We start from the raw sequence: 24710 nt of genomic DNA, 5'->3' as shown, positions 1-24710 counted from the left end.
TTCGCCTACGCCTTACCCCCATGCTTGAAAGCAGGGGCTTCCACGGCGCGAGATGTTCTGTAAACAAGTAGCAATTAATAATAAAGTAATGTCTGACTATATGTGACTATACAGAACTGAACTATGAGATACTCAAATCATTTTTTCTTAGCGCTGTTCACTGCATTTCTATGCATAGCCTTATCCCCTGTTTTAGCAAAACCTCCTGTCGTCTACTCTGCCATGCAAAATTTGACCGAGCAAAAGGAGTGGGGAAAACAAGGAAGTAGTGAAAGCAGGGAATTGATCAATGCCAAATCCCCTACTGTCTATTCCCTACTTCCCCTTAAAAGCGGCCCATCCCAAACAGCAAGTGTAGTGGAACAGGGCAAAATATTATACGACAGGGGACAGTTTACTGAAGCGATAAAAGTTTTGCAACAGGCTGCTGCTGCGTTTAAAACCTCTAGGGATGGATTACAAGAAGCGATGACGCTGAGTAATCTCTCCTTGGCTTATCAGCAACTTGGCTTGTGGGCAGAAGCTGAGGAAGCGATCGCCCAAAGTTTAAAATTATTACAGTCAGGGGAAAATACGGGCAGTTCCGGTGAGCGTTCCCAACTTATTGCCCAAGCCCTAGATGTGCAAGGACAGTTACAACTGTCACAAGGACAAGCAGAAGCGGCTTTAACTACCTGGCAAAAAGCCGCTAATATTTATCAGCAAATAGGCGACAAGGCTAGATTAACTCGTAACCGGATTAACTCTGCACAAGCTTTGCAAGCTTTAGGGCTTTACCTTCAGGCTAACAAAACTTTAAACGAAGTACAGCAAACCCTTACCAGCCTTCCAGACTCACTTGTTGTAGCTACAGGGCTGCGTAGTCTTGGTAACATCCGCCGAGTTGTCGGTGATTTAAACGTATCACGGTTGGTATTGGGGAAAAGTTTAGCAGTGGCAAAACGAGTGCAATCTCCAAAAGCGATCGCAGAGGCTCAACTCAGTTTAGGCAATACAGCCCGCGCCCAGCAAGACACTGAAGCGGCTTTGCAATACTATCAGGAGGCTGCTGCTGTATCTGTTTCCTCCATCACCCGCATCCAGGCTCATCTAAATTTACTTAGTTTACTTTTGGAGAAAAACCAAGATCAAGATGCATTGGCGTTGTCGTCTCAAATCCAGACGGCAATTAGCAACTTGCCACCCAGCCGAACATCAGTATATACTCGCATTAAATATGCCCAAAATCTTACACAATTAAAAGAAAAAATTAGCATAGATACCCCCTCGTGGCTGAACATTGCCCAGCAATTCTCCACCGCGATCGAACAGGCACAGAACTTGCAAGACCAGCGAGCAGAATCTTATGCTATGGGTAGTCTTGGTGAGTTGTATGAAAAAACCGGGCAGTTAACTGATGCTCAAGAGCTTACCGAGAAAGCTTTATTCACAGCGCAAAGTATTAATGCATCAGATATTGCTTATCAGTGGCAATGGCAACTAGGACGCATACTGAAAAAAAAGGGAGATATTAAAGGCGCGATCGCATCCTATGATGTAGCCTACAAGACCCTTCAATCTCTGCGTGGTGATTTAGTAGCTCTCAATCCAGACGTTCAATTTTCCTTTCGGGAAAATATCGAACCAGTATATCGAGAGTTAGTTGAATTGCTGTTGCGTTCTCCCCAAGGCAGCAGCGCTTCTGTTCCCTTCGAGAAGCTAGAGCAACGGGATGCTTCTCTATTAAAGGCTAGCGCTAACGGTTCACTCTCGCGATCGCCACAAGAGGATATCAATCAAGACAATCTAAAGCTTGCTCGTGATGTAATTGAATCTCTGCAATTGGCAGAACTGGATAACTTCTTTCGGTCAGCCTGTTTAAATCCTACACAGGAACTTGACCCAGTGGTTGACAAAAAAGACCAACGAGCAGCAGTGATTTATCCAATTATTTTGCCAGATCGCCTAGATGTTATCCTCAAATTGCCTAATCAAGACTTGCGCCACTACAAGACTGTAATAGCTCAAAATGATGTGGAAAACACAATAGCAGAACTGAGGAAAAACTTACTAAATGTCACCGCAACTGCTCGGGTTCAGCAGCAGTCTCAACAAATATATGATTGGTTAATTCGACCAGCACAAACAGAGTTAGTCAATAGTGGGATAAAAACCTTAGTGTTTGTACTTGATGGTGATTTGCGGAATATCCCGATGGCGGTTCTCTACGACAAACAACAGAGGCAATATCTAGTAGAGAAATATGCGATCGCCTTGACACCAGGTTTGCAACTCCTCGATCCCAAACCTTTGCGACAGGTACAGCTAAATGCTTTAACAGCAGGAGTCAGCGAAAAACGCCCAGTAGAAGGCAAAGAATTTCCTGAATTAGAAAATGTACCACGGGAATTAAAAGAAATCAAATCTGAAGTATCCAAGAGTGAAGAACTGTTAAATCAACAGTTTACCCAAACAAACCTGCAAAATAAGTTGCAAACAGTTCCCTTCTCCGTGGTTCACCTAGCAACTCACGGTGAATTTAGTTCTGATGCTGAAAAAACCTTTATTCTTACCTGGGATAAACTGGTTAAGGTTAAGGAATTTGATAATCTACTGCGAGTTAGCGACAAAAACAGATTTAGTAGCATTGAATTACTCGTTCTCAGTGCTTGCCAAACTGCTGAGGGAGACAAACGAGCAGCTTTGGGACTGGCTGGGATAGCTATGCGGGCGGGGGTACGCAGTACACTAGCAACATTGTGGTCAATAGATGATCGCTCCACTGCCGATGTAATGAGTGAGTTCTATCGACAGCTAAAGGCTGGGGCCAATAAAGCCGAGGCGCTCCAGAGTGCCCAATTAGCTGTTTTTGCTAAGGAAAAAGCTCCATATTTCTGGGCACCCTATGTTTTAGTAGGCAATTGGCTCTAATGCGCTTCAGAAACAAGAAGCAGGAGTAAACCAGGAACTATGAGGCAAAGCTTTCGGCGCATTAGCCGTGAGTACAACTTCACCTTTAGCATTTCTCACCCACCCTTGCGCTTCCACAATCGGCGCTGGACTGGAACTATTTACCTGATTTGAATTTGTAATAACACGGTTTTCACCCTTTGGGTTAAGAGTTACCCAATCTAATTCAACTGCATCAGGAGTGAGTGGTTCGGTTCTAGGGTTGGGTGGTAGGCCGCCGCGTCCGGTAATCGTAAAACTACTTTGATTTTGTGCTGTAAGCGCTTGACAGCCTTGGGACACTTTGGTGTCAACTGGTACGCCTGGTAAGTTAATTAATCCTTGAGAGGGGTCAACATCAAGCGTGTTGATATCTACAATGCCGCTTAAATCAGGTCTTGTTTGGGAAATTGCCGTAATATCATTTGTCTGAAGTTGACGCGGGTCTAAATCCGTAGGGCGCAACCTTTTAAGGTCTTCCTCAGTTAGTGATGCAATGCCAAAAATATTAGTAGCTTTAATTGTGACTCTCCCACCACTACCACTAAATGCATTGGCGGTGATATCGCTGTTTTCATTTGGGTTGGCGACGATGAAGCCGTCAGGGATATTGATGGTGATATTACCGCCATTTCCACCAGACCCTCTAGTACCTGCTGAGGTAGAAATCTCACTGTTGCGGCGCAGTAACAATAAGTCTTGCAAGTTCAGCGTAATATTGCCACCATCACCGGAGTTTGCTTGCCCAATCAGCTTACCTTGGTTATCCAATTTGATAGAACGAGCGGTGATTTCCAAATCACCTGCCTTGTTTGTGCCTTGACTGCTCACAGTTATGTCAGCGTTATTTAAGACATTTAATTCTCCAGTCTTAACTATAATGCTTCCCCCCTCTCCAGTAGATTCTTTAGAAGTGGAAGCTGAAACCTGCGCTCCATCTTGAACAATCAATTGCCCAGTTTCTATATTTAAATTTCCAGCATTTCCAGTAGCTTCAGTCCCAACAAATAAGCCACTAGATCCCATTTGCGAGGTTCCAATTAGTTGGATAGAGTCTGCGGTAACAGACAAGGTTCCTCCCCTTCCCTGACTACGAGTATTAGCTGAAACCTGCGCTCCATCTTGAACAATCAATTGCCCAGTTTCTATATTTAAGTTTCCGGCATTTCCAGTAGCTTCAGTCCCAACAAATAAGCCACTAGATCCCATTTGCGAGGTTCCAATTAGTTGAATAGAGTCCCTGGCGTTGATAGACACAGTTCCTCCCTCTCCAGTAGATTGTGGAGAAGTGGAAGCTGAAATTCTTGCTCCATCTTGAATAATCAATTGCCCAGTTTCTATATTTAAGTTTCCGGCATCTCCAGTAGCTATAGTCCCAACAAATAAGCCGCTTCTACTGTCACCATTTGTTCCAATAAGTTGGATAGAGTCCCTGGCATTGATAGACACAGTTCCTCCCCTTCCCTGACTACGAGTATTAGCTGAAACCTGCGCTCCATCTTGAACAATCAATTGCCCAGTTTCAATCCTTAACTCTCCAGCATTTCCAGCACCTTGGGTGACAGTAAACAAGCCACTAGGTATGGGTTTTTCACCTTCTATAATTTGCGAGGTTCCAATGAGTTGGATAGAGTCCCTGGCATTGACAAACAAAGTTCCTCCCCCTCCTGTAGATTGTGGAGAAGTGGAAGCTGAAATCTGCGAACCATCTTGAACAATCAACCGCCCAGTTTCAATCCTTAAGTCTCCGGCAGTTCCAGAGTTTGTTGTCTCAGTCAGCAGACGGCTTCCTCGCAAGAGTTCTACTGACTCCGATGCATTTATCCCTAATGTTCCTTCCGATTTTGAGACTAGGGTATTAACCGCAATATCTGAACTATCGAATGTAACGCGCCTGCCTTGTATTTGGATACCACCGCCGCCTTCACCACTAGCACTTACTGTAGTGAAATTGGTAAGAGATACATCTGCTCGCGCTACATTCTCAGGAAAACTTAAGCGGAAATTGTTGTTATCAATGTTCAACCCTACCGTTCCCCCTGCTGCCAATCCTCCTAATTCGATTCGACCATCTGGAGCGAACACGATCGCTCCTTCTAAATTCACATCGCCTCCCAATAGCACTAAACTCTGACTCTCAGGAACGAATAGAAATGCTTCATTGAGTTGAATCGGCCCAACAGGCTGGGATGGAATTTGATTGAATAGAAATGCAGAAGGATTCACACTCAGCAAAGGGTTAAGCGGATTGACAGGTGAAGTCATGGAAAATTCTCCACCACCCGGAAACTGGATCGCATTAGCTGTTGTGCCAATAAATGAACCATTAACATTTAATGAAGCACTTTGTCCAAATATGATGCCGTTAGGATTCATTAAAAAGAAATTAGCATTACCTTGAGTTTGAAGTATTCCCTGGATATCGGAGGGATTTATCCCTGTAACTCGCACCAAAATATTGTTAATGGTAGGGGCGTTTTGGAAATTAACTACCTGCTCACTTGGAATACTAAAGTTGCTAAAACTATGGAATAGATTTGTATTGCCAACGGTTGTACCCCCTGTAATATTCAAGGTAGTGTTGTCGATTTGCTGCACTTGAGTTCCCACAGAAGGATCAGCAGTGACCTGAGCGGATGTGCGTAAGCCTCCTTGTATTCCAATTGCACCCACTAGAATCACCAAGCCGGACAACCCTAAGTGACAACCGTGACCAAACCAACTTCTTAAACTCACAGAACTTATCTCCTAACCCTTGATAGTTACTTGATTGCAAGACAGAAGACTACTTTAGTAATGCTTGTGCGAACCTTTGCCCGTACCTCTCTCCAGGTAACTCTGTTGGAAGGTTAGGTTTTTGATTACTAATCTGCTGTTGTAACAGTAGTGACTGTATGAATTTTAAGACTTAACGTGACTTAGACAAACCTCTGCCAGCCTTGAACTTTAATTCAAGACTCTCCCTCTCCGACTCCGAGAGGGGCGATTTTGCGTAGTAAAATCAAGGAAAGTCCTTTTTGATTGAGCTAAATTTTGGGGACACTAGATATAAGCCGTTGAATTCACATTAAGACTTACGCACTTTACCAAATAATCATCCTGTATTTGAACCTAAATAAGTCTTTTCAGCCTTTTGCAAATCACCCTCTATTAGCTTGTGTAGGCTAGCAAAAACCACAGCAAAAAGTCGAGCCAAGCGCTAACAGATGATTTCCCGACTTGTACCCCTGCTTTTAAAGCTTGCTAGCAAGAGCGTCTTTGAACAGGAGAAGCAACTGGCGGCGGAGCGGCGGTTCCCGGTGATAGTGCAGCGTAAAGCTTCCGGCATAGCTTTGGTTAGAGCGAGTCCGTGAACGTCTGCCTGTGGCAACGCCAAAGGCGAACTGAAGTTTTCAACACAGGCATCGCAAAAAGGTAATTTAAAAATCTAATTAGAAGCCTTGAAAAGCATACCTGCTATTTTCACTTTTCTGTCACTGGCTAAGTCATGCACTGTTAGGAAAGCTAAGGTTACGAGGTAGCCAAGCTAACTGCTGATCGAGATAAAATAGAGCACCAGTAGCTGCGTTATAGCTACAATAACTAGGCAGTCCCACACCCCCGCCAATTATTGCTGCTGAAGGTTCTATAGCTATAGGATCAGCAACTCTCATGTCCTCAATCGAAACTTTTGTTAATGGTAAAACATCAGTTATAGAGTTAGTCAATTGAATAGCATTCTCAGAAGATTTAATAGAAGGCAAGGTGTTACTATTCTTGCCACCAGTGAGAATGTCATTATCAACTCCTCCTGCTAAAGAGTCTTGACCCGATTTACCTATTAAAGTGTCATCGCCTGTAGAACCTTGAGAGATGGCGTTAGTGCTGCTAATAGGAGGGGTATTAATTTTAAGAATATCGCCGTTAACTGAGAAGTCTGTAATTCTATCAATACCGCCGCTTGAGCAATCTAAGACAAAGGTATCTCTACCACTATCACCAGTGAGAATGTCATTACCACTTCCTCCCTCTACGTAGTCATTACCTAACCCACCTTTTAGAGTGTCATTACCTGCATGGCCGTATATTTGATCGTTTACTGAAGTCCCAGATCGATAGTCGTTTCCAGATGTGCCGTGAATAATTGCCACGTTCCTTACTCCCGGAGAAATTAGTGTTTCTACTGCTGATTTTAACTGGCAATTAGCATTACAGATGACATTGGTCAAAAAACAAAACAACGCGATCGCACCTAGAACACCAATTCCGTAATCAAAGCGCGAATCCCTTGCTTGTCTCTACACCGTATAAGGGAAGTTTGATTCCCCCAACTTTAGTAAGAAACTCTGCTAGAGAGTTAAATTTTTCATTCATCAATATTATTAGTTCTCGAAGCCACTACAACAGCTGTATTCCAGTTAAGGTTAGGAGATAGCCAAGCTATCTGCTGATCCAAATAAAATAAAGCACCAGTGCTTGCCTCATATGTAAAAAGACTAGAAGATCGGCTAGTGTTACTCGACCCGAGCGTTACGGAACGATTGGTAGACTTAGGAGAAACCATACCAGCATCTTCACCCACTTCATAATTGCTCAGAGATGCTCGTGTACCTATAAGATATCTAGAAGCGCTAATAGTTGATGTAGTAACTTTAAGAACGTCATTACTAACCGAGAAGTCTTTAATTCTATCAATACCGCCACTTGAGTAATTCAGGACAAAGGTATCTCTACCACTACCACCAGTGAGAATGTCATTACCACCTCCTCCCACTAAGTTGTCATTACCCAACCCACCTATTAGAGTGTCATCGCCTTCATAGCCATATATTTGATCGCTTCCTTGAGTCCCAGCTAGATAGTTGTTTGCAGAGTTGCCCTGAATATTTGCCATGTTCTTTCCTCCGATAATTTAGTGTTTCCACTGCTTATCTTAACTAGCAACTAAGTAGGTGGGCGCTAAAAAGGACAACAAATTAAGAAATATAAAACTCTTAAAAGCTTATACTTAAGGTGTTTCTAATGCTTTACATAAGTTTATGTGGTTAGTTTAATGATGCCTAGTTACTTGACAGATGTTGTATATTTGTTAACCGTCAATATTGAGTATCCTCTGTTTATCCACGGCTTTAGCTGCATCGCAATTATTTTTCCAAACCATAACGTCTAACAATTGGCGCAAAGGCAAATTCTGACAAACCAACAGTTTTTAACAAATAGCCCAATAGAAATCTCCAAGTACCCGTGATACCACGTTAGTCGCGATCGCTTCTGTATTGAGGGTAATTGATAATTCATAATTGATGATTTCAAAGCAATTACCACTTGGTAATCTCAAATCTAAAAATCGCTACGACAATTAGCTGGGTTCTGCCACGAACTATGAAGCGTGTTTGTGGGCGCATTAGCCGTGAGTACAACTTCACCTTTAGCATTTATCATCCAGCCTTGCGCTTCCACAATCGGCGCTGGACTAGAATTATTTGCCTGAGTTGAAACACTTGTACTAGAGTGGTTTTCACCCTTTGGCTTGAGAGTTACCCAATCTACTTTAACTACATCAAGACTGAGAATGTCTTTGGTGGGGTTGGGTGGTAAGCCGCCGCGTCCGGTGATCGTAAAACTGCTTTCATTTTCACCAGGACGCACTTGACAAACTTGAGACACTTGAGTATCAATTGGTACGGCTGGTAAGTTAATTAATCCTCGATAGGGATCAACATTGAGCGTATTGATTTCTACAATGCCGCTTAAATCAGGTCTTGTTTGGGAAATTGCCGTAATATCATTCGTATGAAGTTCACGCGGGTCTAAATCCGTAGGGCGTAACCTTTTAAGGTCTTCCTCAGTTAGTGGCGCAATTCCAAAAATCTTAGTAGCGTTGATTTTGACTTTTCCCCCATTACCATTGTAGGCATTGGCGGTGATGTCGCTGTTTTCATTTGGTTTGGCGACGATGAAACCGTCAGGCGCATCGATGGTTATATTACCGCCATCTCCACCCTGTTCATTAGTGCCTGCGGTAGCAGATATCCGACTATTACCGCTTAGTAACAATAGATCTAGATCATGGAGTGTAATATTACCGCCATTACCAGATGCAGTTTCAGCAGTGATTTCCCCTCCATTGTCTAAGCGAATCAAAGGAGATTTTACCTGAAGGTTGCCTGCACCCTTTGACCCTTGAGAGCGAACAAACAAGCCACTGTTAAGAGACTCATCCTCAACAAGGCCCCCATCAATTCCTCGGACAAGCCGTTTGAAGGGAGCGCTGCCAGATATAGTCACCCTATCAGTAGCAGTAACTGTGATATCACCTGCAAATCCACTGCTGCCTGTGAAAGCATTTGCAAGGATTTGTCCGCCATTAACCGCTTCCACAGTATTCGCGTTCACCGTGATATTGCCAGCATTCCCCTTACCCAAAGTACGGGCATCTACAACCCCATTGTCTGCTACCTGAAAAGCATTGGTATTAATAATGATGTTTCCTCCCTGCCCCCCTTGAGTGGTACGTGAAAATAATCCACTTGCCGTTCTATCTATGCCAACTCCAAAAATGTTAACAGCATCAAAGGCATTAACTTCTATGTCTCCACCGTTTCCCTCCCCCAAAGAACCAGTAACTATCTGTGCGCCATTTCCCACAATTAACTGCCTAGTCTTAATCGTCAAATTACCAGCATCTCCAACATTGTCAGTCAGAGTAGATAAAGTGCTAGCACGCTGCCCATTGGATGATATTCCTGTTCCTTGTAATTCCACCAAATCGATAGCATCCACAAACAAATTTCCTCCCTTTCCTTCACCTTGAGTACCAGTTAATACTTGTGCTCCATCCTGGACACTCAAGTGTCTGGTCTTAATTGTCAAAGTTCCAGCATTTTTAGCACCTAAAGTTTGAGCGAACAAGCCGCTACCAACACCAACAACTTCCAGCAAATCAGTGGCGGTTACAGTCAAATCTCCCCCCTGCCCCTCGCCTGAAGTAGAAGTTGATACTCGCGCTCCATTCTGAGAACTTAATCTTCGAGTAGCAATTGTCAAGTTTCCAGCATTCCCAGCACCTAAAGTTTGAGTAAACAAGCCGCTTCTTGTTGTTCCTGATAGTTCCACAAACTCCGAGGCGCCAATGGTAAGATTTCCCCCTCGTCCCGTCTCGCCTAAGCTACCAGCTCTGATAAATGAGCCATCCCCTTGGATACTCAACTGTCCAGTTTCAATCGTCACATCTCCCCCGGTTACAGTTGCTGTTGATAAAATATCGGCTTTAATCCGCGAACCCTCAGTGAGAGTAACCGCCTTTGTTGTGTGGACAAGCACCTCTCCACCAGGCTCTGTACCTATTGTATCGGCAAAAATCCGTGAGCCTTGAGTTAGAGCCAAATTACTGCTCTGAATCTGAACATCACCACCGCCAGCACCGGTAACAGCGACATACGCTTTGTCTTCCAATCCAATATCGCCAAAATTATTTACAGAGGTGTACCCCAATACCCAATCGTTATCTTTCTGGTTCAAGCTCACTTCTCCAACACCAGCGACACTACCTAGCTCAATCCGTCCTCCTGGAGCTTCCAAATTCGCTTGTGGTCGATTTAAAGCTGCCCGTTCACCTCCCTGCAAAGTCACATCACCGCCCACAAGTGCTAAAGTTTTACCAGGTTGCACTTTAAGGTCAGATCCTTCTACACGAATATCTCCTGCTACTCCCTGAAATTGCAAGCCAATGGGAACACTTACTGTTAGCAGAGGTGGGTTTTGGGGAGGAAACGCGCTAAACAGAGCGCCATCTGCAAATTTGAGACGGTTTGCTGTAGTTGCAATGAAAGAACCCTTGATGTCCAATTGGGCATTAGGCCCAAAAATAATTCCATTGGGATTGAGAAAAAACAAGTTAGCAGAGCCATCACGATTGGCTCTAATCAGACCATCAATGAGAGAAGGAGAATTACCCGTGACGCGGCTGATGATATTTTGAACATCTAAACGGTTGTTGAAGTAAGCCTGACTGCCAGTGGGTACAGAAAACTGCTCAAAACTGTGGAAAAGATTACTTCCAGCTTGAGTTCCTCCTTCAATAATTCTGGTATTCCCCTCTAATTTGACAGTGGAATTATTGGGTAAAGTGCTATCAGGCGTAATTTGAGCAAAGGTGCAATCCCCAGCATTGACGTATGCGCCACTAATAGCTGAAGAAATCATTAACTTTAAAAGCCAGCACGAACCGCGTAAGTTTTCAGTCATTTGATGAATTTCCCTTAACAACAGTAATGATCAGGGTTTTGTGTGCAGTTTTGACAGCATAAATTATAAAGTTTTGTGAAGAATCGGCACAATTGGCAGAAAAATTTATACTGTAAGTTTGGTTGTTAAATAGAGGTGATTTTACCTCTAAGGTAAAACAATTAATTGGGTGATTACTATGCATCATTCCTTGAAAATAAAAATCCTGGATTTAGACTATATTGAATCAATTGTTGAGCAGGACATCATGGATGTGGAGGCTGAAAAAATTGTAGGAGGAATACAAGCTGTAAAAAGAGAAAAAATTGTAAAAGAAGAAATTATTGTAGGAGAAAAAGTATGTGCTGACGATGACTACTACTGTAAAATGAATGTAGATCCTATGCATGACCCCGGTTCTCCTACCTTGTCCTGGAGACTTGCCTATAATCTCAAGTTAAATGCATCTAAATTACTCTTGAAAAACACCTCGGCTAATGCATTAAAAAATTAACCTATGTAACGAAATTTAAAAGCCGCCACTTTATTCTTTAAACCACAATTTTTCTGAGCCATAACGCGCAACAATTGGCGAAGAGGCAAATTCTGATAAACTAATAGCTTTTAACAAATTAGTCCAATCATCGCAACAAGAGCGATCGCCTGAATTAGTGCGGCGCATATCTGCTACATTAGTTACAAAAGATAATTAACAATATAGGCAACGTACTCTCGATTTTGCCGTCTTTAAGTTACTTTTAAGGTCGCTTGTTAGCGACACCCGTTGTACCCATGATCTTAGATGAAAATACTCAGATGTGATTTAGCGATCGCTACAAGAAACTTTGAAGTACCATTAATACTTGTTGTTTGTTTTCAGAGCTTCTTGCAGACTTGGAAGTAAACCGATGCCATCACACCAGATTTTTTAGCCAGCCTCAAAGCCGTTTGGTAGATGTCTTTGCCCCTTTAATCTTGAAATAAAAACTCTCCAGTGCATAAGCTTGTAAGTAACTATGGTAGATAAATCCAAAAGGTCGGATACTCAGAGACTGTTAATGTAAAATTTACTTTGACAAAATTTATAAATCCTAACGAAAAAGGGTAAGGTGCGATCGCCACCTTATCCTTTCATATTTAAAACCGAACGGCAAAATGACAAACTTTTACGCCAACGCCAATTATTTAGAGATTATTCGGGTTGATTCCCTTCTGTTCTAATCTAGATAAAAGTTCCTGAAGCTGTTGTTGTGTTTGCTCTAGTTGTCGCTGTTGCTCAACTGTCACTTCTTCTGGTGTTGAGTATCTATTACCACTTTCATCATACCAATACAACCATTCTCGCGTGATTCCTTGGTAGGTTCCCCGTTCACGTCCCATGCCTAAACCAATTTCTGGCATCCAGATTTTATCGCCTGGTTGTAAAATATATTCACCATTAACTAAACGATAAACTTCTAAACGCTGACGCTTACGACGTAACCGGGTTGGTGCATAAATGACATAATACAAAATGCCTAATTGGGCATAATCTGCTTTCTTTTGTTCGTATTCAAAATTGTAAGTTTGGGAAATAATTTCTAAGGATAAGATTGGGGAAATGCCATCTTCTTCCCAAAGTACATAACTAGAACGCCCATTTTCTCCAACAAAACGTTCTACACCCAAACTTAAAAACCCATCGGGGACAATGGCAGGTTTATTGATTGTATAATAAATTCCCATGTTGATCCCAAAGAACCAATCATCGCGGGTTTGCCAAATAGCAGCTAATATCGCTAACAATAAGTTGGGAATTAATATTTGCAGTTCGTTATCCACAGGCGTGTCATCAGAATCTGGCAATTCTGCTGATGAAGGTAGGCACTCTAATGGATTGTAGTTGAACATAAGCAGTTCTCAATCCCAATTGATAAATATAAACCTGTTTTACCATAGCTTTAGGGTAGCTCAGGCTGCACATAATACTTGGTGAGTTCGTTGCCCTTAATTTCGGTAAATCACTACCTCTTGCATAAATGAGAAATAAAAAGTCTATCTATTGAAGACTAAGTAAGGGTTGTAGTCCATGATTAGTGGACTTAGGCTATAAGAAAAGAGAATTTATTCTTAGGTGGGATAGGCAGGTGCAATATATAACTCACCCTAAATGCAGAAACTGTCCTGGCAACATCACAACTGAAGTGGCTCCCGTTAAGTCTGAAGTGGTTCCCGTTAACTCTGAAGTGGCTCCCGTTAACTCTGAAGTGGCTCCCGTCAAGTCTGAAGTGGTTCCTGTTAAGTCTGAAGTGGTTCCCGTCACGGCTGATACAGCAGATTGCAACAGGCGTGAGGTAGAGATAATCGTAGGGGCACAACATGTTGTGCCCCTACCCGTGTACTTCATTTACTTGAAATACGCTGTATCATGTCTGCTTGATTACTTACTAAGCCACAAGAACCCCAAAAAACCAAAGCTACGCTTCGTCTCCCCTCTACGGTGTACACACAAGTCGAAGTAAACTACGTATCTAGGGTGTGAGTGCAGGAGTCACTGAAAATTCATTTCTTTAGTTTATCTAAAGTCGCATCTAAGTTATCAAATTACCTTTCTAAGATAGAAGCAGCAACCATAAGTTGCCATACACGACTAAAACCCAATTAACAGCTAGTGGCTGCGGAGAACACAAAAATGGCTAAAGCGCCAGATTCAATAGATTCGTCTATCAATGAAATTACAGATAAATCCTTAGATCGTGATTGTACAACCTTATCGCGTCACGTCTTACAGCAACTTCAGAGTTTTTCGCCAGATGCACAGGATTTAAGTGCGTTGATGAATCGCATCGCCCTTGCAGGCAAACTGGTTGCTCGCCGCATGAGTCGCGCTGGTTTAATGGAAGGCGTTCTCGGATTTACTGGGGAAGTTAATGTCCAAGGAGAATCCGTCAAAAAGATGGATGTCTATGCCAATGATGTATTTATCTCAGTATTTAAGCAAAGCGGCTTAGTCTGTCGCCTAGCTTCTGAGGAAATGGAAAAACCCTACTATATCCCTGAAAATTGCCCCATTGGTCGCTATACCCTCCTGTATGACCCAATTGATGGCTCATCCAACACTGATAATAATCTCAGCTTGGGTTCTATTTTCGCCATTCGCCAACAAGAAGGAACTGATAGCGATGGTAAGGCAACTGACCTCCTCACCAACGGACGTAAGCAGCTTGCTGCTGGATATATTCTGTATGGCCCCTGCACGCTGCTGGTTTATAGTATAGGTAAGGGGGTTCATTCCTTTGTTCTTGATCCCAGCTTAGGAGAATTTATTCTCACAGAAGAAAACATTCGGATTCCTAACCACGGTTCTGTTTACAGCGTGAATGAGGGTAATTTCTGGCAGTGGGAAGAATCAATTCGAGAATACATCCGCTACGTTCATCGCACAGAAGGCTACAGCGCTCGTTATAGCGGCGCAATGGTGAGCGACATCCATAGAATTTTAGTTCAAGGGGGCGTGTTTCTCTACCCAGGCACAATTCAAAACCCAGAAGGTAAATTGCGCTTGCTTTATGAAACTGCTCCTCTAGCCTTTTTGATTGAACAAGCAGGTGGTCGCGCCACTACAGGACTGATGGATATCTTGGATGTAGTGCCGAAAAAATTGCATCAACGCACACCTTTAATTATTGGTAGCAAAGAGGATGTAGCAAAGGTGGAGTCTTTTATTCAAAACGGACACTAGCACCGCAAGGCGGAAGTCAAAAGGAGCCAGTGCGTTGGGCGGCTCTGCCGACTTGTTCGCTCTTAGCGTTCCCGCAGGGTAGCAACTGGCGTTCAAAAGTCAAAAGTCAAAAGGCTTTAATTTTGGTCTTTCTGGCTGTAATGAAATGGCTGCTGACATGTATTAGTGTAAAAAGGCACAATTTAGGAGCAAATAAAGCTTGTAAATAAAGCTTTTTAAACTTTTTCAACTGGATAGTTATTTTTGCCATGCTGCACTAGAAGACGGTAATAAAAGGATCAAGGATGCGTCTAGCATCTGGCATTAATTAAAAGTTAATCATGGTGATTTAGGATTGGCAATGCAGAATAGCACTTCTTAAAGATGTATTAAAGATTATCTCAGCTGGCCGATGCGATAAGTGATTGGCAACGCCACAATTCAAAAGTAACCATCAAATTTTGATGGCTTTTGCCAACTTACTTAGAAACATCACTATACAGGAGTGAAACAAATTAGAGCTATGTCTACCAATCATCTACTAGAAATTAACCAATACGGTCAAAGTATCTGGATGGATAATTTGAGCCGTGACATTATTCAATCAGGCGAACTCAAGGACATGGTTGAAAATCAAGGTATCTCTGGGATTACTTCTAACCCAGCTATATTTGAGAAAGCGATCGCAGGTAATGTCATTTATGATGCTGATATCGAAACCGCAGTTCGTGCTAATTTACCCACAGATAAAATTTACGAATCGCTAGTTTTTGCAGATATCCGTTATGCATGTGATATTTTACGCCCCGTTTATGAAGCTTCGGATAGACTAGATGGTTATGTGAGTATCGAAGTCCCACCAACTATCGCCCATGATACTGAAGCAACAATAACCGAAGCCCGGCGCTATTTCCAAGAAGTTGGTCGGGAAAATCTAATGATTAAAATTCCCGGTACAAAACCTGGTTTGCCAGCAGTGGAACAGGTAATAGCCGAAGGGATGAATGTTAACATTACCTTGCTGTTTTCTGTAGAAAGCTACGTAAACACAGCTTGGACATATATTCGGGGCTTAGAAAAACGGCTGGCTGAAGGTAAAGATATCAGTAAAATTGCTTCAGTCGCTAGCTTCTTCCTCAGCCGGATTGATAGCAACATTGACGCCAAAATAGATGCTAAGTTGAAAAAAGGCGTTGATGATATTTCCCTGGAAGCAAAGCTAAGAGCTGTTAAAGGGAAAGTAGCGATCGCTAACGCCAAGATTGCCTACCAGGAATACAAGAAAATTATCGAGAGCGATCGTTGGAAAGCTTTGGCAGAAAAAGGGGCCACAGTACAACGGTTACTTTGGGCTAGTACTAGCACCAAAGACCCCAGCTACAACGACGTGATGTATATCGAAGAGTTGATTGGGCGAGATACCGTTAACACCGTACCACCAGCGACGATAAAAGCTTGTGCCGATCATTGTAACGTAGGCGATCGCTTAGAAACAAATGTAGATAATGCTTACACGCTGATCGAAAACCTCAAAGATCCCGACATCAACATCGATCTTGATGCCGTCATGGATGAACTGTTAGTTGACGGTATTGACAAGTTCATTCAGCCCTTCCAGTCCTTGATGAACTCTTTAGAAGAGAAGATCAAGGTATTGTCACCAGTGTAGGGACTAGGGACTAGGGACTAGGGACTGGTGACTGGGGACTGGGGACTGGTAAACAATTTTCCTAATACTAAACCCCCAATACCCAATACCCAATACCCAATACCCAGTCCCTAATACCCAGTCCCCAATCTCAAAATCCAAAATCCAAAATCCAAAATTCCTATGGTTAGTCTGTTAGAAAATCCCTTGCGCGTTGGTCTGCAACAACAAGGGATGCCCGAACCCCAGATTATAGTTATCTTTGGCGCTTCTGGTGATCTCACCTGGCGCAAACTAGTGCCAGCACTTTACAAATTGCGGCGAGAACGGCGGATACCGCCAGAAACTACCATTGTCGGCGTAGCCCGTCGAGAATGGAGCCATGAATACTTCCGTGAACAAATGCAGAAGGGCATGGAAGAGGCCCATCCTGATGTCGATTTAGGGGAACTTTGGCAAGACTTCTCTCAAGGTCTGTTTTACAGTCCTGGGGATATAGACAACCCCGAAAGCTACAAGAAACTAAAAACCTTATTGAGTGAATTAGACGAAAAACGGGGCACGCGAGGTAATCGCATGTTCTACCTCTCCGTTGCCCCCTCATTCTTTCCCGAAGCGATTAAGCAGCTAGGAAGCGGTGGGATGCTAGAAGATCCCTACAAACATCGTCTAGTAGTTGAAAAACCCTTTGGTCGGGACTTGGCTTCTGCCCAAAGTCTTAACCAAGTGGTACAGAAATATTGCAAAGAAAATCAAGTATACCGCATTGACCACTACTTAGGTAAAGAAACAGTCCAGAATTTGCTGGTGTTTCGCTTTGCAAATGCGATTTTTGAACCCTTGTGGAATCGTCAATTTGTTGACCACGTACAAATTACCGTGGCAGAAACCGTGGGTGTGGAAGACCGGGCTGGTTACTATGAAAGCGCCGGCGCACTGCGGGATATGTTGCAAAATCATCTCATGCAACTTTACTGCTTAACGGCGATGGAAGCACCCAACGCAATGGATGCCGATAGCATCCGCACAGAAAAAGTGAAGGTACTCCAAGCTACTCGTTTAGCTGATGTTCACAATCTGTCGCGGTCAGCAGTGCGTGGTCAGTATAGTGCTGGCTGGATGAAAGGTCAAGCAGTGCCAGGGTATCGGACAGAACCAGGCGTTGACCCCAACTCCACCACACCCACTTATGTAGCGATGAAGTTTTTGGTAGATAACTGGCGCTGGAAAGGTGTTCCTTTCTACTTGCGTACCGGAAAGCGGATGCCGAAAAAAGTAAGTGAGATTGCCATTCACTTCCGCGAAGTTCCATCTCGGATGTTCCAATCGGCCGCCCAACAGACAAACGCCAACATTTTGACGATGCGGATTCAGCCAAACGAAGGAATTTCCCTACGTTTTGATGTCAAAATGCCGGGGGCAGAATTCCGCACCCGTTCTGTTGACATGGACTTTAGTTATGGTTCCTTTGGCATCCAAGCAACATCCGATGCTTACGATCGCCTATTCCTTGATTGTATGATGGGCGATCAAACATTGTTCACACGCGCGGATGAAGTAGAAGCAGCTTGGCAAGTAGTAACACCAGCCCTTTCCGTTTGGGATGCACCCGCCGATCCTAATAATATTCCCCAGTACGAAGCCGGTACTTGGGAACCAGAACAAGCAGAACTCTTAATTAACCAGGATGGCCGTCGCTGGCGCAGACTGTAGAAAGTTAGGAGTTAGGAGTTATGAGTTATGAGTTATGAGTTATGAATTTTTGAGTTTTTGAGTTAAGAATTTCAGTTGTTCTAACTCCTAACTTTCAACTCCTAACTCCTAATTTTCAACTCCTAACTTTCAACTTCTAACTTCTAACTTCTAATTTCTAACTCCTAACTCCTAACTTCAAACAAAGCTGACAACTCAAAACTACTATGGCTCTCCAAACTTCTACAATTTTTTCACTCCAGGCACCGAAAGATATTTCGCTTAACGAAATAGATGCCGAACTCAATCAAATTTGGCAAAGTTACGGTATTACTGGCGAGGACGGTGGGCTTCCCAGTGCTACTAGGGCAACAACATTTACTTTAGTGGTCTACGAACCAGAAGAAACTCAGTATTTGTTGGCTGCTTTAGGATTTTACAACGGCCCAATTGATGGGATTTTAGGGCCACAGATGGTGGCAGCATTGCGGGAATTCCAAAAGGAACATAGTCTGCCAGAAACTGGAACAGCAACACAAAAAACTCTGACTGTATTACGAGAAGAATTCGCTAAAGGTCAGCGAGGTGGGACTGTAGCAGAACATCCTGCTGCTGGGTTAAGTAGCGGTAGCCCCAGAATTGCCGATGAAATCGCTCTCCGCAACCCCTGCCGCATCATTGCGCTATTTCCCATTGCTGGCGAAGATGAAGGGGTTAAGGCTCAAGTTTCTGCCTATTGCCCCATCCAAAAGCAATCGTCAAGCACACTTATCTGCTGCGAATACATCACTCTCAGTGGAACTGCTGCTGCCTTAGAACGTATTGGTGGTATGATTCCGGCATTGTTGATTGGCGGCTTGCCAAAGTTTCTCTGGTGGAAGGCAACACCAGACCCTAATAACGGTCTATTCAAGCGCCTAGCAGCAGTCTGCAATAATGTGATTGTAGATTCTTGCAACTTCAACGAGCCAGAAAGTGATTTACTCCACTTAGAAGAGTTGGTAGAAACGGGTGTACCTTTAGCTGACTTAAACTGGCGTCGCCTCGCATCATGGCAGGAATTGACAGCTGAGGCTTACGACTCACCTAACCGTCGCGCCGCCCTCAAAGAAATTGACCGCGTTACGATTGATTACGAAAAAGGCAACCCTGCCCAAGCTTTGCTGTTTTTGGGTTGGTTGGCAAGTCGGTTGCAATGGCAGCCAGTTTCTTATGAAAAGGAAAGCGGTGATTATGACATCACTCGCATCCGTTTTATTGCTCAAGAGCAGCGACAAGTAGAAGCAGAGTTAGCAGGAGTTCCGGTTGCTGATGTGGGCGATATTATCGGCGACTTGATTGCCTTGCGCCTGAGTTCGACAAATCTTCAGGCAGACTGTGGTACAGTTATCTGCTCAGAAACTGGTGGTTGTATGCGGATGGAAACCCACGGCGGCGCTCAATCTGCCGGTCTGTTTCAACAGGTGACTTCACTTTCGGAACAAAAAGCGGAAGCTTTGCTGAGTCAGCAGGTGCAACGCTGGGGCCGCGAATCACTTTTTGAAGAAAGTCTAGGAGTGACAGCAAATATTTTCAAATTGGCTCATTAATCCAGGTCTAGCCCCCCTACCTCCCTTCCCGGGTCGGGAAGGGAGGAATTTTTATTGAAAGGATAGGTCGTATGCGCCTCCACGCTCAAGTGCCTGTTTGTAAGCAGGTCGCCCATGAATGCGATCGATAAATTCTTTAAGCTTTGGTCGGCTCTCCACCTCTTCGGGGAGCATAGCGACTAGTTCGAGAGGAAAGCTCATTTGAATATCGGCGGCGGTAAATTCCTCACCGACAAACCACGTACTTTTACGTAGTTCACTTTCTATGTAGTCAAAGTGAAGTTTGATCTGAGGGGCGACGAATCCCCTAACAACGCTGCTGTCTCCTTCCCCGAAATTGTTCAATACTACCCGCATTACCAGAGGTGGCATTGCAGACCCTTCGGCGTAATGCAGCCAATATGTATAGCGTAGATGCTCTGGTGTATGGGATGCTGGGACTAGCCGACCATTGCCGTAGCGATTAACGAGGTATTCGACGATCGCGCCCGACTCAGCAACCGTGACGTCTGCATCTGTGATCACTGGTGATTTGCCAAGCGGATGAACTTGGCGTAGCGACTCTGGTGCTAGCATCGTCTTTGCATCGCGTTCATAGAATTTGATCTCGTATTCGATATCTAATTCCTCAAGCAGCCACAGCACACGCTGCGATCGCGAGTTGTTAAGATGATGAACAACGATCATAAAATGTTCCTCTTTTGATGGCTCATTACTATCCGATGTCGGCTAATCTCTAGCTATATTATTAGACTATCTTTTTCAGCCTAACTCCCCTAATTGGTATAAAAACCTCATTTGTTTCATTTATGGCTTTAATCATTGCTGGAGAACGTAGTGGGGTGGGCAAGACAACAGTTACGCTCACCCTTTTAGCATCTTTGTGCCGTCGCGATCGCCTGGTGCAATCTTTCAAGGTAGGCCCAGACTATATCGATCCGATGTTTCATCAACACGTAACTGGTCGTCCTTGTCGCAATTTAGACTCAGTGTTGACTTCTGAAGCCTACGTTCAACAATGTTTTGCCCGTCATAGCCAACTGAGTGAATATGCCCTAGTCGAAGGGGTAATGGGGCTATTTGATGGAGTGAAGGGGAGTAGGGAATGGGGAGTGGGGAGTGGGGATGAGGGAGCAGGGGGAGCAGGGGAGGCAGGGGAAGCAGGGGAAGCAGGGAAAGAAAAATTATTGATTAATACCCAATGTCCAACAGATTTTGCGAGTACGGCACACATCGCGCGGCTTTTAGATTTACCTGTGGTGTTGGTGATTGATTGTAGTCGTTTATCTGGTTCTGTAGCTGCGATCGCTCATGGCTATCGGTCTTTTGATCCTAGAATTAAAATAGCTGGGGTAGTATTAAATCGGGTGGGGAGCGATCGCCATCTCTCTCTACTGAAAGATTCTCTCGAACCCTTACAATTACCGATTTTCGGCGTACTGCGGCGTCAAGATAACATCACAATTCCCGATCGCCATTTGGGTTTAGTACCCACAGCAGAACTTCCCGAACTCAACGCTTTAATTAATCGCCTCGCCGATTTAGGAGATACCTGCTTCGATTGGCAACATTTATTACCCCTATTAAAATCAAAACCTCTCCCTCATCCCCCTCATCCCCCTCATCTCCCTCATCTTCCCTCATCCCTAGTCAGAATTGCAGTAGCCCGCGATCGCGCTTTTAATTTCTACTATCAAGACAATCTTGATTTGCTGCAACAACTTGGCGCAGAACTAGTTTTCTGGAGTCCCTTAGAAGATGCTGCAATACCAAAAGATGTGCAGGGAATGTATTTTGGGGGCGGTTTCCCAGAAGTTTTTGCCCAGCAACTAGCAGAAAATACTAGCGTTCGTGATGCAGTGAAAACAGCAATTCTTCAAGGAATGCCTGCGATCGCTGAATGCGGAGGATTAATGTATTTATGTGAGCAAATTATCGATTTTGAGGGTAAATCTTGGTCAATGGCGGGAGTTTTACCGACATCTGCTGTAATGGGTGGGCGTTTAACTTTAGGCTATCGTCGGGCAGTAGCTTTGCAAGATAATCTGTTAGTTAAGGCAGGTACAACTGTTTACGGACATGAGTTTCATCGTTCCCATTTAACCTTAAATCCTACTCAGCCCCTATTTGAAACTTCTCGCTACGACTGTGAGGAAAATATGGGATGTGAGGGATGGGGTTTGCCTAAAAATGTTTATGCTTCTTATGTGCATTCGCACTGGGGAGGAACTAGAGAAATTCCCCAACAGTTTCTTCAAGAATGTCGAAAACTAGCATCTATAGAAACGTGGAAATAAGCGCAAAACCCAGTAGGGTGAATTAAAAGCTATCAGAGAATTAACTCCGTAAAGAGGTGACACTCAGATCGTCATTCAACTTGCGAATCAGACGGGATAACTCACGAATGATATTCACAGCAATTTCGGGAGTTTCTTCGATCGCATCATACAGCTGCTCTTGCGTCAGTTCTAAAAATTCACAAGGTTCTAAAGTCGTTGCGCTCGCGGAACGAGGTTGAGTATCAAATACTGCCATCTCACCAAAGTATTTTCCCTGTTCCACCTCTGCCAACTGTTTATTGCCAATGTGAACTTTAACTCGGCCTGAGACGACAATATAGAGCGATCGCCCTTCTTCTCCCTGGCGAAAAATCGTGTAGTTAGCTGGAAATGACAATTCGTTCATTACTGAAGTGAGCCGCACAATAAAATCATCCCGCAATTCCTTAAAAATTGGGACTCGCCGGACAAATAATAAACGGTCAACACTGGTTAGCATAATTACAAGTTAAATATTAAACATTACTGTAAATTTTAAAACTGAAGCCACGCGATTAGTCATATTAACCGACGTTGAACGCTAGCCGTCAAGAATATCTTAAACTTTACCGACAGAAAACCACTTACCATCTCTTCAATAGGAGCGATGCCTACGGCGGTAAACTACGCAGAGAAACTTCTCAAACTCAGTATTAGGTATTCTCTCGTTCCCATGCTCTGTGGCTGATTAGGGCTGCTGCTTCAAGTAAAACATTGAGTCAGAGTCTCAATGAATGCATTCCAGGAACGAGGAAACGAGGCAAACATAATGGTTAAATTATGAATCACTTTTATTTATCGTTTTAAAAAACAAGAGTATTTGCTCTTATTGGGGTGAAAGCCATAATATTGACTGCATGAGCTCCCAAGGTACCTTGCTGAGAAAAAAATCACCAATCTGATTAGAGGCAATAGCTTCTAAAAACTGGGGAACTGGCTAATGGCTAACGAACCGCGATCGGTGGTCGTTAGGTAAAACAGTCACAAAATCTGCTGAACTGCCCTGACATCGGGGAGCACAGAAGGACTAGGACAAACAGCATTGAATTATCGTGAGCAACAATTATGACTTGGCTAATTAGTACATTAATTATTGGAATCTCTACCGCTTTTGCAACCACCTTTGACGACAATTTATATTTGACAGCTTTCTTCGGAAAAGTCAATCGCAGCTTTCGTCCTAAGCATATTGTTCTTGGTGAATTTCTGGGGTTCACAGCCTTAGTATGCGCTAGTCTCCCTGGTTTCTTCGGCGGTCTGCTAGTTCCAAGTACCTGGATTGGTTTGCTGGGTTTGCTTCCCATCACCATTGGTATCAGTAATCTTATCAGTCGAGAAGAGGAAGAAGAGACAGTGCAAGCTGTATCAATTGACTTAACCTCTCCTATGAAATCTGGACGCCAGAAGAAATCACTATTGGAAACCATCCGCGATCCGCAAACCTACCGCGTTTCTGCTGTCACCATTGCCAATGGAGGAAACAATATTGGGATCTATGTACCGTTGTTTGCCAGTAGCAATCTTCCAAGTTTGGGTGTAATTCTGTGTTCTTGCTATTTCACTGTTGGGATGTGGTGCTTACTGTCTTACAACCTGACTCGTAATCCTCTCATGGCTCCCGTTTTAACTCGCTATGGTCGGAAAATCTTCCCCTTTGTCTTAATTTACTTGGGACTCTCTATCTTAATTAAAAGTGAAACATATCGGCTTTTGCCTAGTCTGGCAATGCTTTCTCATTAAGCATGAAGCGATTGCACCCGATCTGAAAACTCGAAATTATTGATGGGTGCTATCTCCCAGATATAACCAAAAAATCAGCGATCGTTTCCCATCTAAAAAAATTTTTAATCACTTGAATTTATCAATTGGAATCAAAATAATATTTGATGTTATCAATCAAGTTATCTAAAGTGAGAATAAAGCACATTATTGATGGCTCTTATAAAAGCAAGCCCAGCACTACGAATCAGCTTATGAAGGAACTAATGAATCAATCAAATTCTAAAAAATTAACTCGCTGGATCGTAACAGCAGTATTTCTGGTACTTGTAATAGGATTTTCGCTCCTTGACCAGCAAGCAGTTAAAGCTCAAACACTAACGCCATCCATACCTACGGAATCTGAATTAGCTCCAGTAATATCTCCGGTTTCATCCCCAATGGAATCTGTAACTTCCCCACTAATATCTCCGGTTACGTCCCCAATAGTGTCTGTTGCAGAAAACGTTAGACGTTTATTACAAACCAACGAATGTGCCGGATGTAATCTGACTGGAGCAATGCTAAAGGACGCAAATCTGCAAGCGGCAAACTTGGAGGGTGCTAACTTACAAAATGCAGATTTAGAAAGGGCTAACTTACAGCAAACAAATTTACAAGGGGCAAACTTTCAAGGAGCAGATTTAGGTAAGGTAAACCTTTTGGGAGCAAACCTTGTGGGAGCAAACCTATTTGATGCAGACCTAGAGAAAGCCAACCTGCTAGGAGCAAATCTGCAAACGGCTAACCTACAGGGCGCAGACTTGGAAAAGGCAAATCTCACAAATGCAAACATCCAAGGGGTTAACCTGATGGGGGTTGATTTGGAAGATGCAATCAGACCAGAAGGATTCACTGTTCAGTAATTAAAC

The 24710-nt window shown here is 43.5% G+C and carries 19 protein-coding genes; 10 read left to right on the top strand and 9 right to left on the bottom strand.

Annotated elements, in window-relative coordinates; all coding sequences use genetic code 11:
* Window positions 1-123 precede the first annotated feature (123 nt).
* A complete protein-coding gene (locus LC608_RS12370) occupies window positions 124-2910 on the top strand; it encodes a CHAT domain-containing protein (protein ID WP_229553818.1) in 2787 nt (928 codons plus the stop codon).
* 6 nt (window positions 2911-2916) lie between these two features.
* Here the strand turns inward: LC608_RS12370 and LC608_RS12365 are convergent, their stop codons facing one another.
* A complete protein-coding gene (locus LC608_RS12365; protein WP_229553817.1) occupies window positions 2917-5664 on the bottom strand; it encodes a filamentous hemagglutinin N-terminal domain-containing protein in 2748 nt (915 codons plus the stop codon).
* 470 nt (window positions 5665-6134) lie between these two features.
* Here LC608_RS12365 and LC608_RS12360 point away from each other — a divergent pair, with 470 nt between their 5' ends.
* The gene (locus tag LC608_RS12360; RefSeq protein ID WP_229553816.1) at window positions 6135-6281 is read left to right on the top strand and encodes a hypothetical protein; all 147 of its coding nucleotides are present in this window, start codon (window positions 6135-6137) and stop codon (window positions 6279-6281) included.
* A 132-nt stretch (window positions 6282-6413) separates the two neighbouring features.
* Here the strand turns inward: LC608_RS12360 and LC608_RS36840 are convergent, their stop codons facing one another.
* From LC608_RS36840 to LC608_RS12340, 3 genes are all read right to left on the bottom strand, one after another.
* Entirely contained in the window at window positions 6414-7058 is a 645-nt protein-coding gene (locus LC608_RS36840) for a calcium-binding protein (protein ID WP_308189860.1), read from the bottom strand.
* A gap of 215 nt (window positions 7059-7273) precedes the next feature.
* Window positions 7274-7801, bottom strand: coding sequence for a hypothetical protein (locus tag LC608_RS37250; RefSeq protein WP_308189859.1), 528 nt, complete (start codon window positions 7799-7801; stop codon window positions 7274-7276).
* Between the two features lie 446 nt (window positions 7802-8247).
* Window positions 8248-11154, bottom strand: coding sequence for an S-layer family protein (locus tag LC608_RS12340; protein ID WP_229553815.1), 2907 nt, complete (start codon window positions 11152-11154; stop codon window positions 8248-8250).
* A 178-nt stretch (window positions 11155-11332) separates the two neighbouring features.
* On the opposite strand from LC608_RS12340, the gene LC608_RS12335 reads away from it, so the two are divergent.
* The gene (locus LC608_RS12335; RefSeq protein ID WP_229553814.1) at window positions 11333-11647 is read left to right on the top strand and encodes a hypothetical protein; all 315 of its coding nucleotides are present in this window, start codon (window positions 11333-11335) and stop codon (window positions 11645-11647) included.
* A gap of 30 nt (window positions 11648-11677) precedes the next feature.
* Here LC608_RS12335 and LC608_RS12330 read toward each other — a convergent pair whose 3' ends face one another.
* The 3 genes from LC608_RS12330 to LC608_RS12320 all read right to left on the bottom strand — a co-directional run bounded on the left by LC608_RS12330 (window position 11678) and on the right by LC608_RS12320 (window position 13519).
* Window positions 11678-11815 carry a DUF928 domain-containing protein gene (locus LC608_RS12330; protein WP_229553813.1) on the bottom strand — a complete coding sequence of 46 codons (138 nt, stop codon included), beginning with the start codon at window positions 11813-11815 and terminating at the stop codon, window positions 11678-11680.
* 503 nt (window positions 11816-12318) lie between these two features.
* Window positions 12319-13023: a Uma2 family endonuclease gene (locus LC608_RS12325; protein WP_229553812.1), complete on the bottom strand. Its 705-nt coding sequence runs from the start codon at window positions 13021-13023 to the stop codon at window positions 12319-12321.
* 250 nt (window positions 13024-13273) lie between these two features.
* The gene (locus tag LC608_RS12320) at window positions 13274-13519 is read right to left on the bottom strand and encodes a hypothetical protein (protein WP_229553810.1); all 246 of its coding nucleotides are present in this window, start codon (window positions 13517-13519) and stop codon (window positions 13274-13276) included.
* A gap of 285 nt (window positions 13520-13804) precedes the next feature.
* Between LC608_RS12320 and fbp the strand changes: the two genes are divergently transcribed.
* From fbp to opcA, 4 genes are all read left to right on the top strand, one after another.
* Window positions 13805-14854, top strand: coding sequence for a class 1 fructose-bisphosphatase (gene fbp / locus LC608_RS12315; protein WP_229553809.1), 1050 nt, complete (start codon window positions 13805-13807; stop codon window positions 14852-14854).
* A gap of 502 nt (window positions 14855-15356) precedes the next feature.
* On the top strand, window positions 15357-16502 hold the full coding sequence (gene tal, locus LC608_RS12310) for a transaldolase (RefSeq protein ID WP_229553807.1): 1146 nt from the start codon (window positions 15357-15359) through the stop codon (window positions 16500-16502).
* A 162-nt stretch (window positions 16503-16664) separates the two neighbouring features.
* Window positions 16665-18194, top strand: a complete 1530-nt coding sequence (zwf, locus tag LC608_RS12305) for a glucose-6-phosphate dehydrogenase (protein ID WP_229553806.1) — start codon at window positions 16665-16667, stop codon at window positions 18192-18194.
* A 206-nt stretch (window positions 18195-18400) separates the two neighbouring features.
* Window positions 18401-19762, top strand: coding sequence for a glucose-6-phosphate dehydrogenase assembly protein OpcA (opcA, locus tag LC608_RS12300; RefSeq protein ID WP_229553805.1), 1362 nt, complete (start codon window positions 18401-18403; stop codon window positions 19760-19762).
* Between the two features lie 51 nt (window positions 19763-19813).
* On the opposite strand, the gene LC608_RS12295 is transcribed toward opcA, so the two are convergent.
* On the bottom strand, window positions 19814-20449 hold the full coding sequence (locus tag LC608_RS12295; protein ID WP_229553804.1) for a glutathione S-transferase family protein: 636 nt from the start codon (window positions 20447-20449) through the stop codon (window positions 19814-19816).
* Between the two features lie 122 nt (window positions 20450-20571).
* On the opposite strand from LC608_RS12295, the gene LC608_RS12290 reads away from it, so the two are divergent.
* Window positions 20572-22059 (top strand): cobyrinate a,c-diamide synthase, encoded by a 1488-nt coding sequence (locus LC608_RS12290; RefSeq protein ID WP_229553803.1) that lies wholly within the window; start codon window positions 20572-20574, stop codon window positions 22057-22059.
* Window positions 22060-22099: 40 nt separating this feature from the next.
* On the opposite strand, the gene LC608_RS12285 is transcribed toward LC608_RS12290, so the two are convergent.
* Entirely contained in the window at window positions 22100-22540 is a 441-nt protein-coding gene (locus LC608_RS12285) for a Crp/Fnr family transcriptional regulator (RefSeq protein WP_229553802.1), read from the bottom strand.
* A gap of 605 nt (window positions 22541-23145) precedes the next feature.
* Between LC608_RS12285 and LC608_RS12280 the strand changes: the two genes are divergently transcribed.
* Together LC608_RS12280 and LC608_RS12275 are read left to right on the top strand one after the other, a co-directional pair.
* On the top strand, window positions 23146-23820 hold the full coding sequence (locus LC608_RS12280) for a cadmium resistance transporter (protein WP_229553801.1): 675 nt from the start codon (window positions 23146-23148) through the stop codon (window positions 23818-23820).
* Between the two features lie 245 nt (window positions 23821-24065).
* Complete coding sequence (locus LC608_RS12275) at window positions 24066-24704, top strand: pentapeptide repeat-containing protein (RefSeq protein ID WP_229553800.1); 639 nt, start codon at window positions 24066-24068, stop codon at window positions 24702-24704.
* Window positions 24705-24710 lie beyond the last annotated feature (6 nt).

The organism is Nostoc sp. XA010 (assembly GCF_020829625.1).
Taxonomy (GTDB): domain Bacteria; phylum Cyanobacteriota; class Cyanobacteriia; order Cyanobacteriales; family Nostocaceae; genus Nostoc.
Note: the sequence above shows the minus strand (reverse complement) of the source record. Positions and strands in the feature narration are given on the sequence as shown.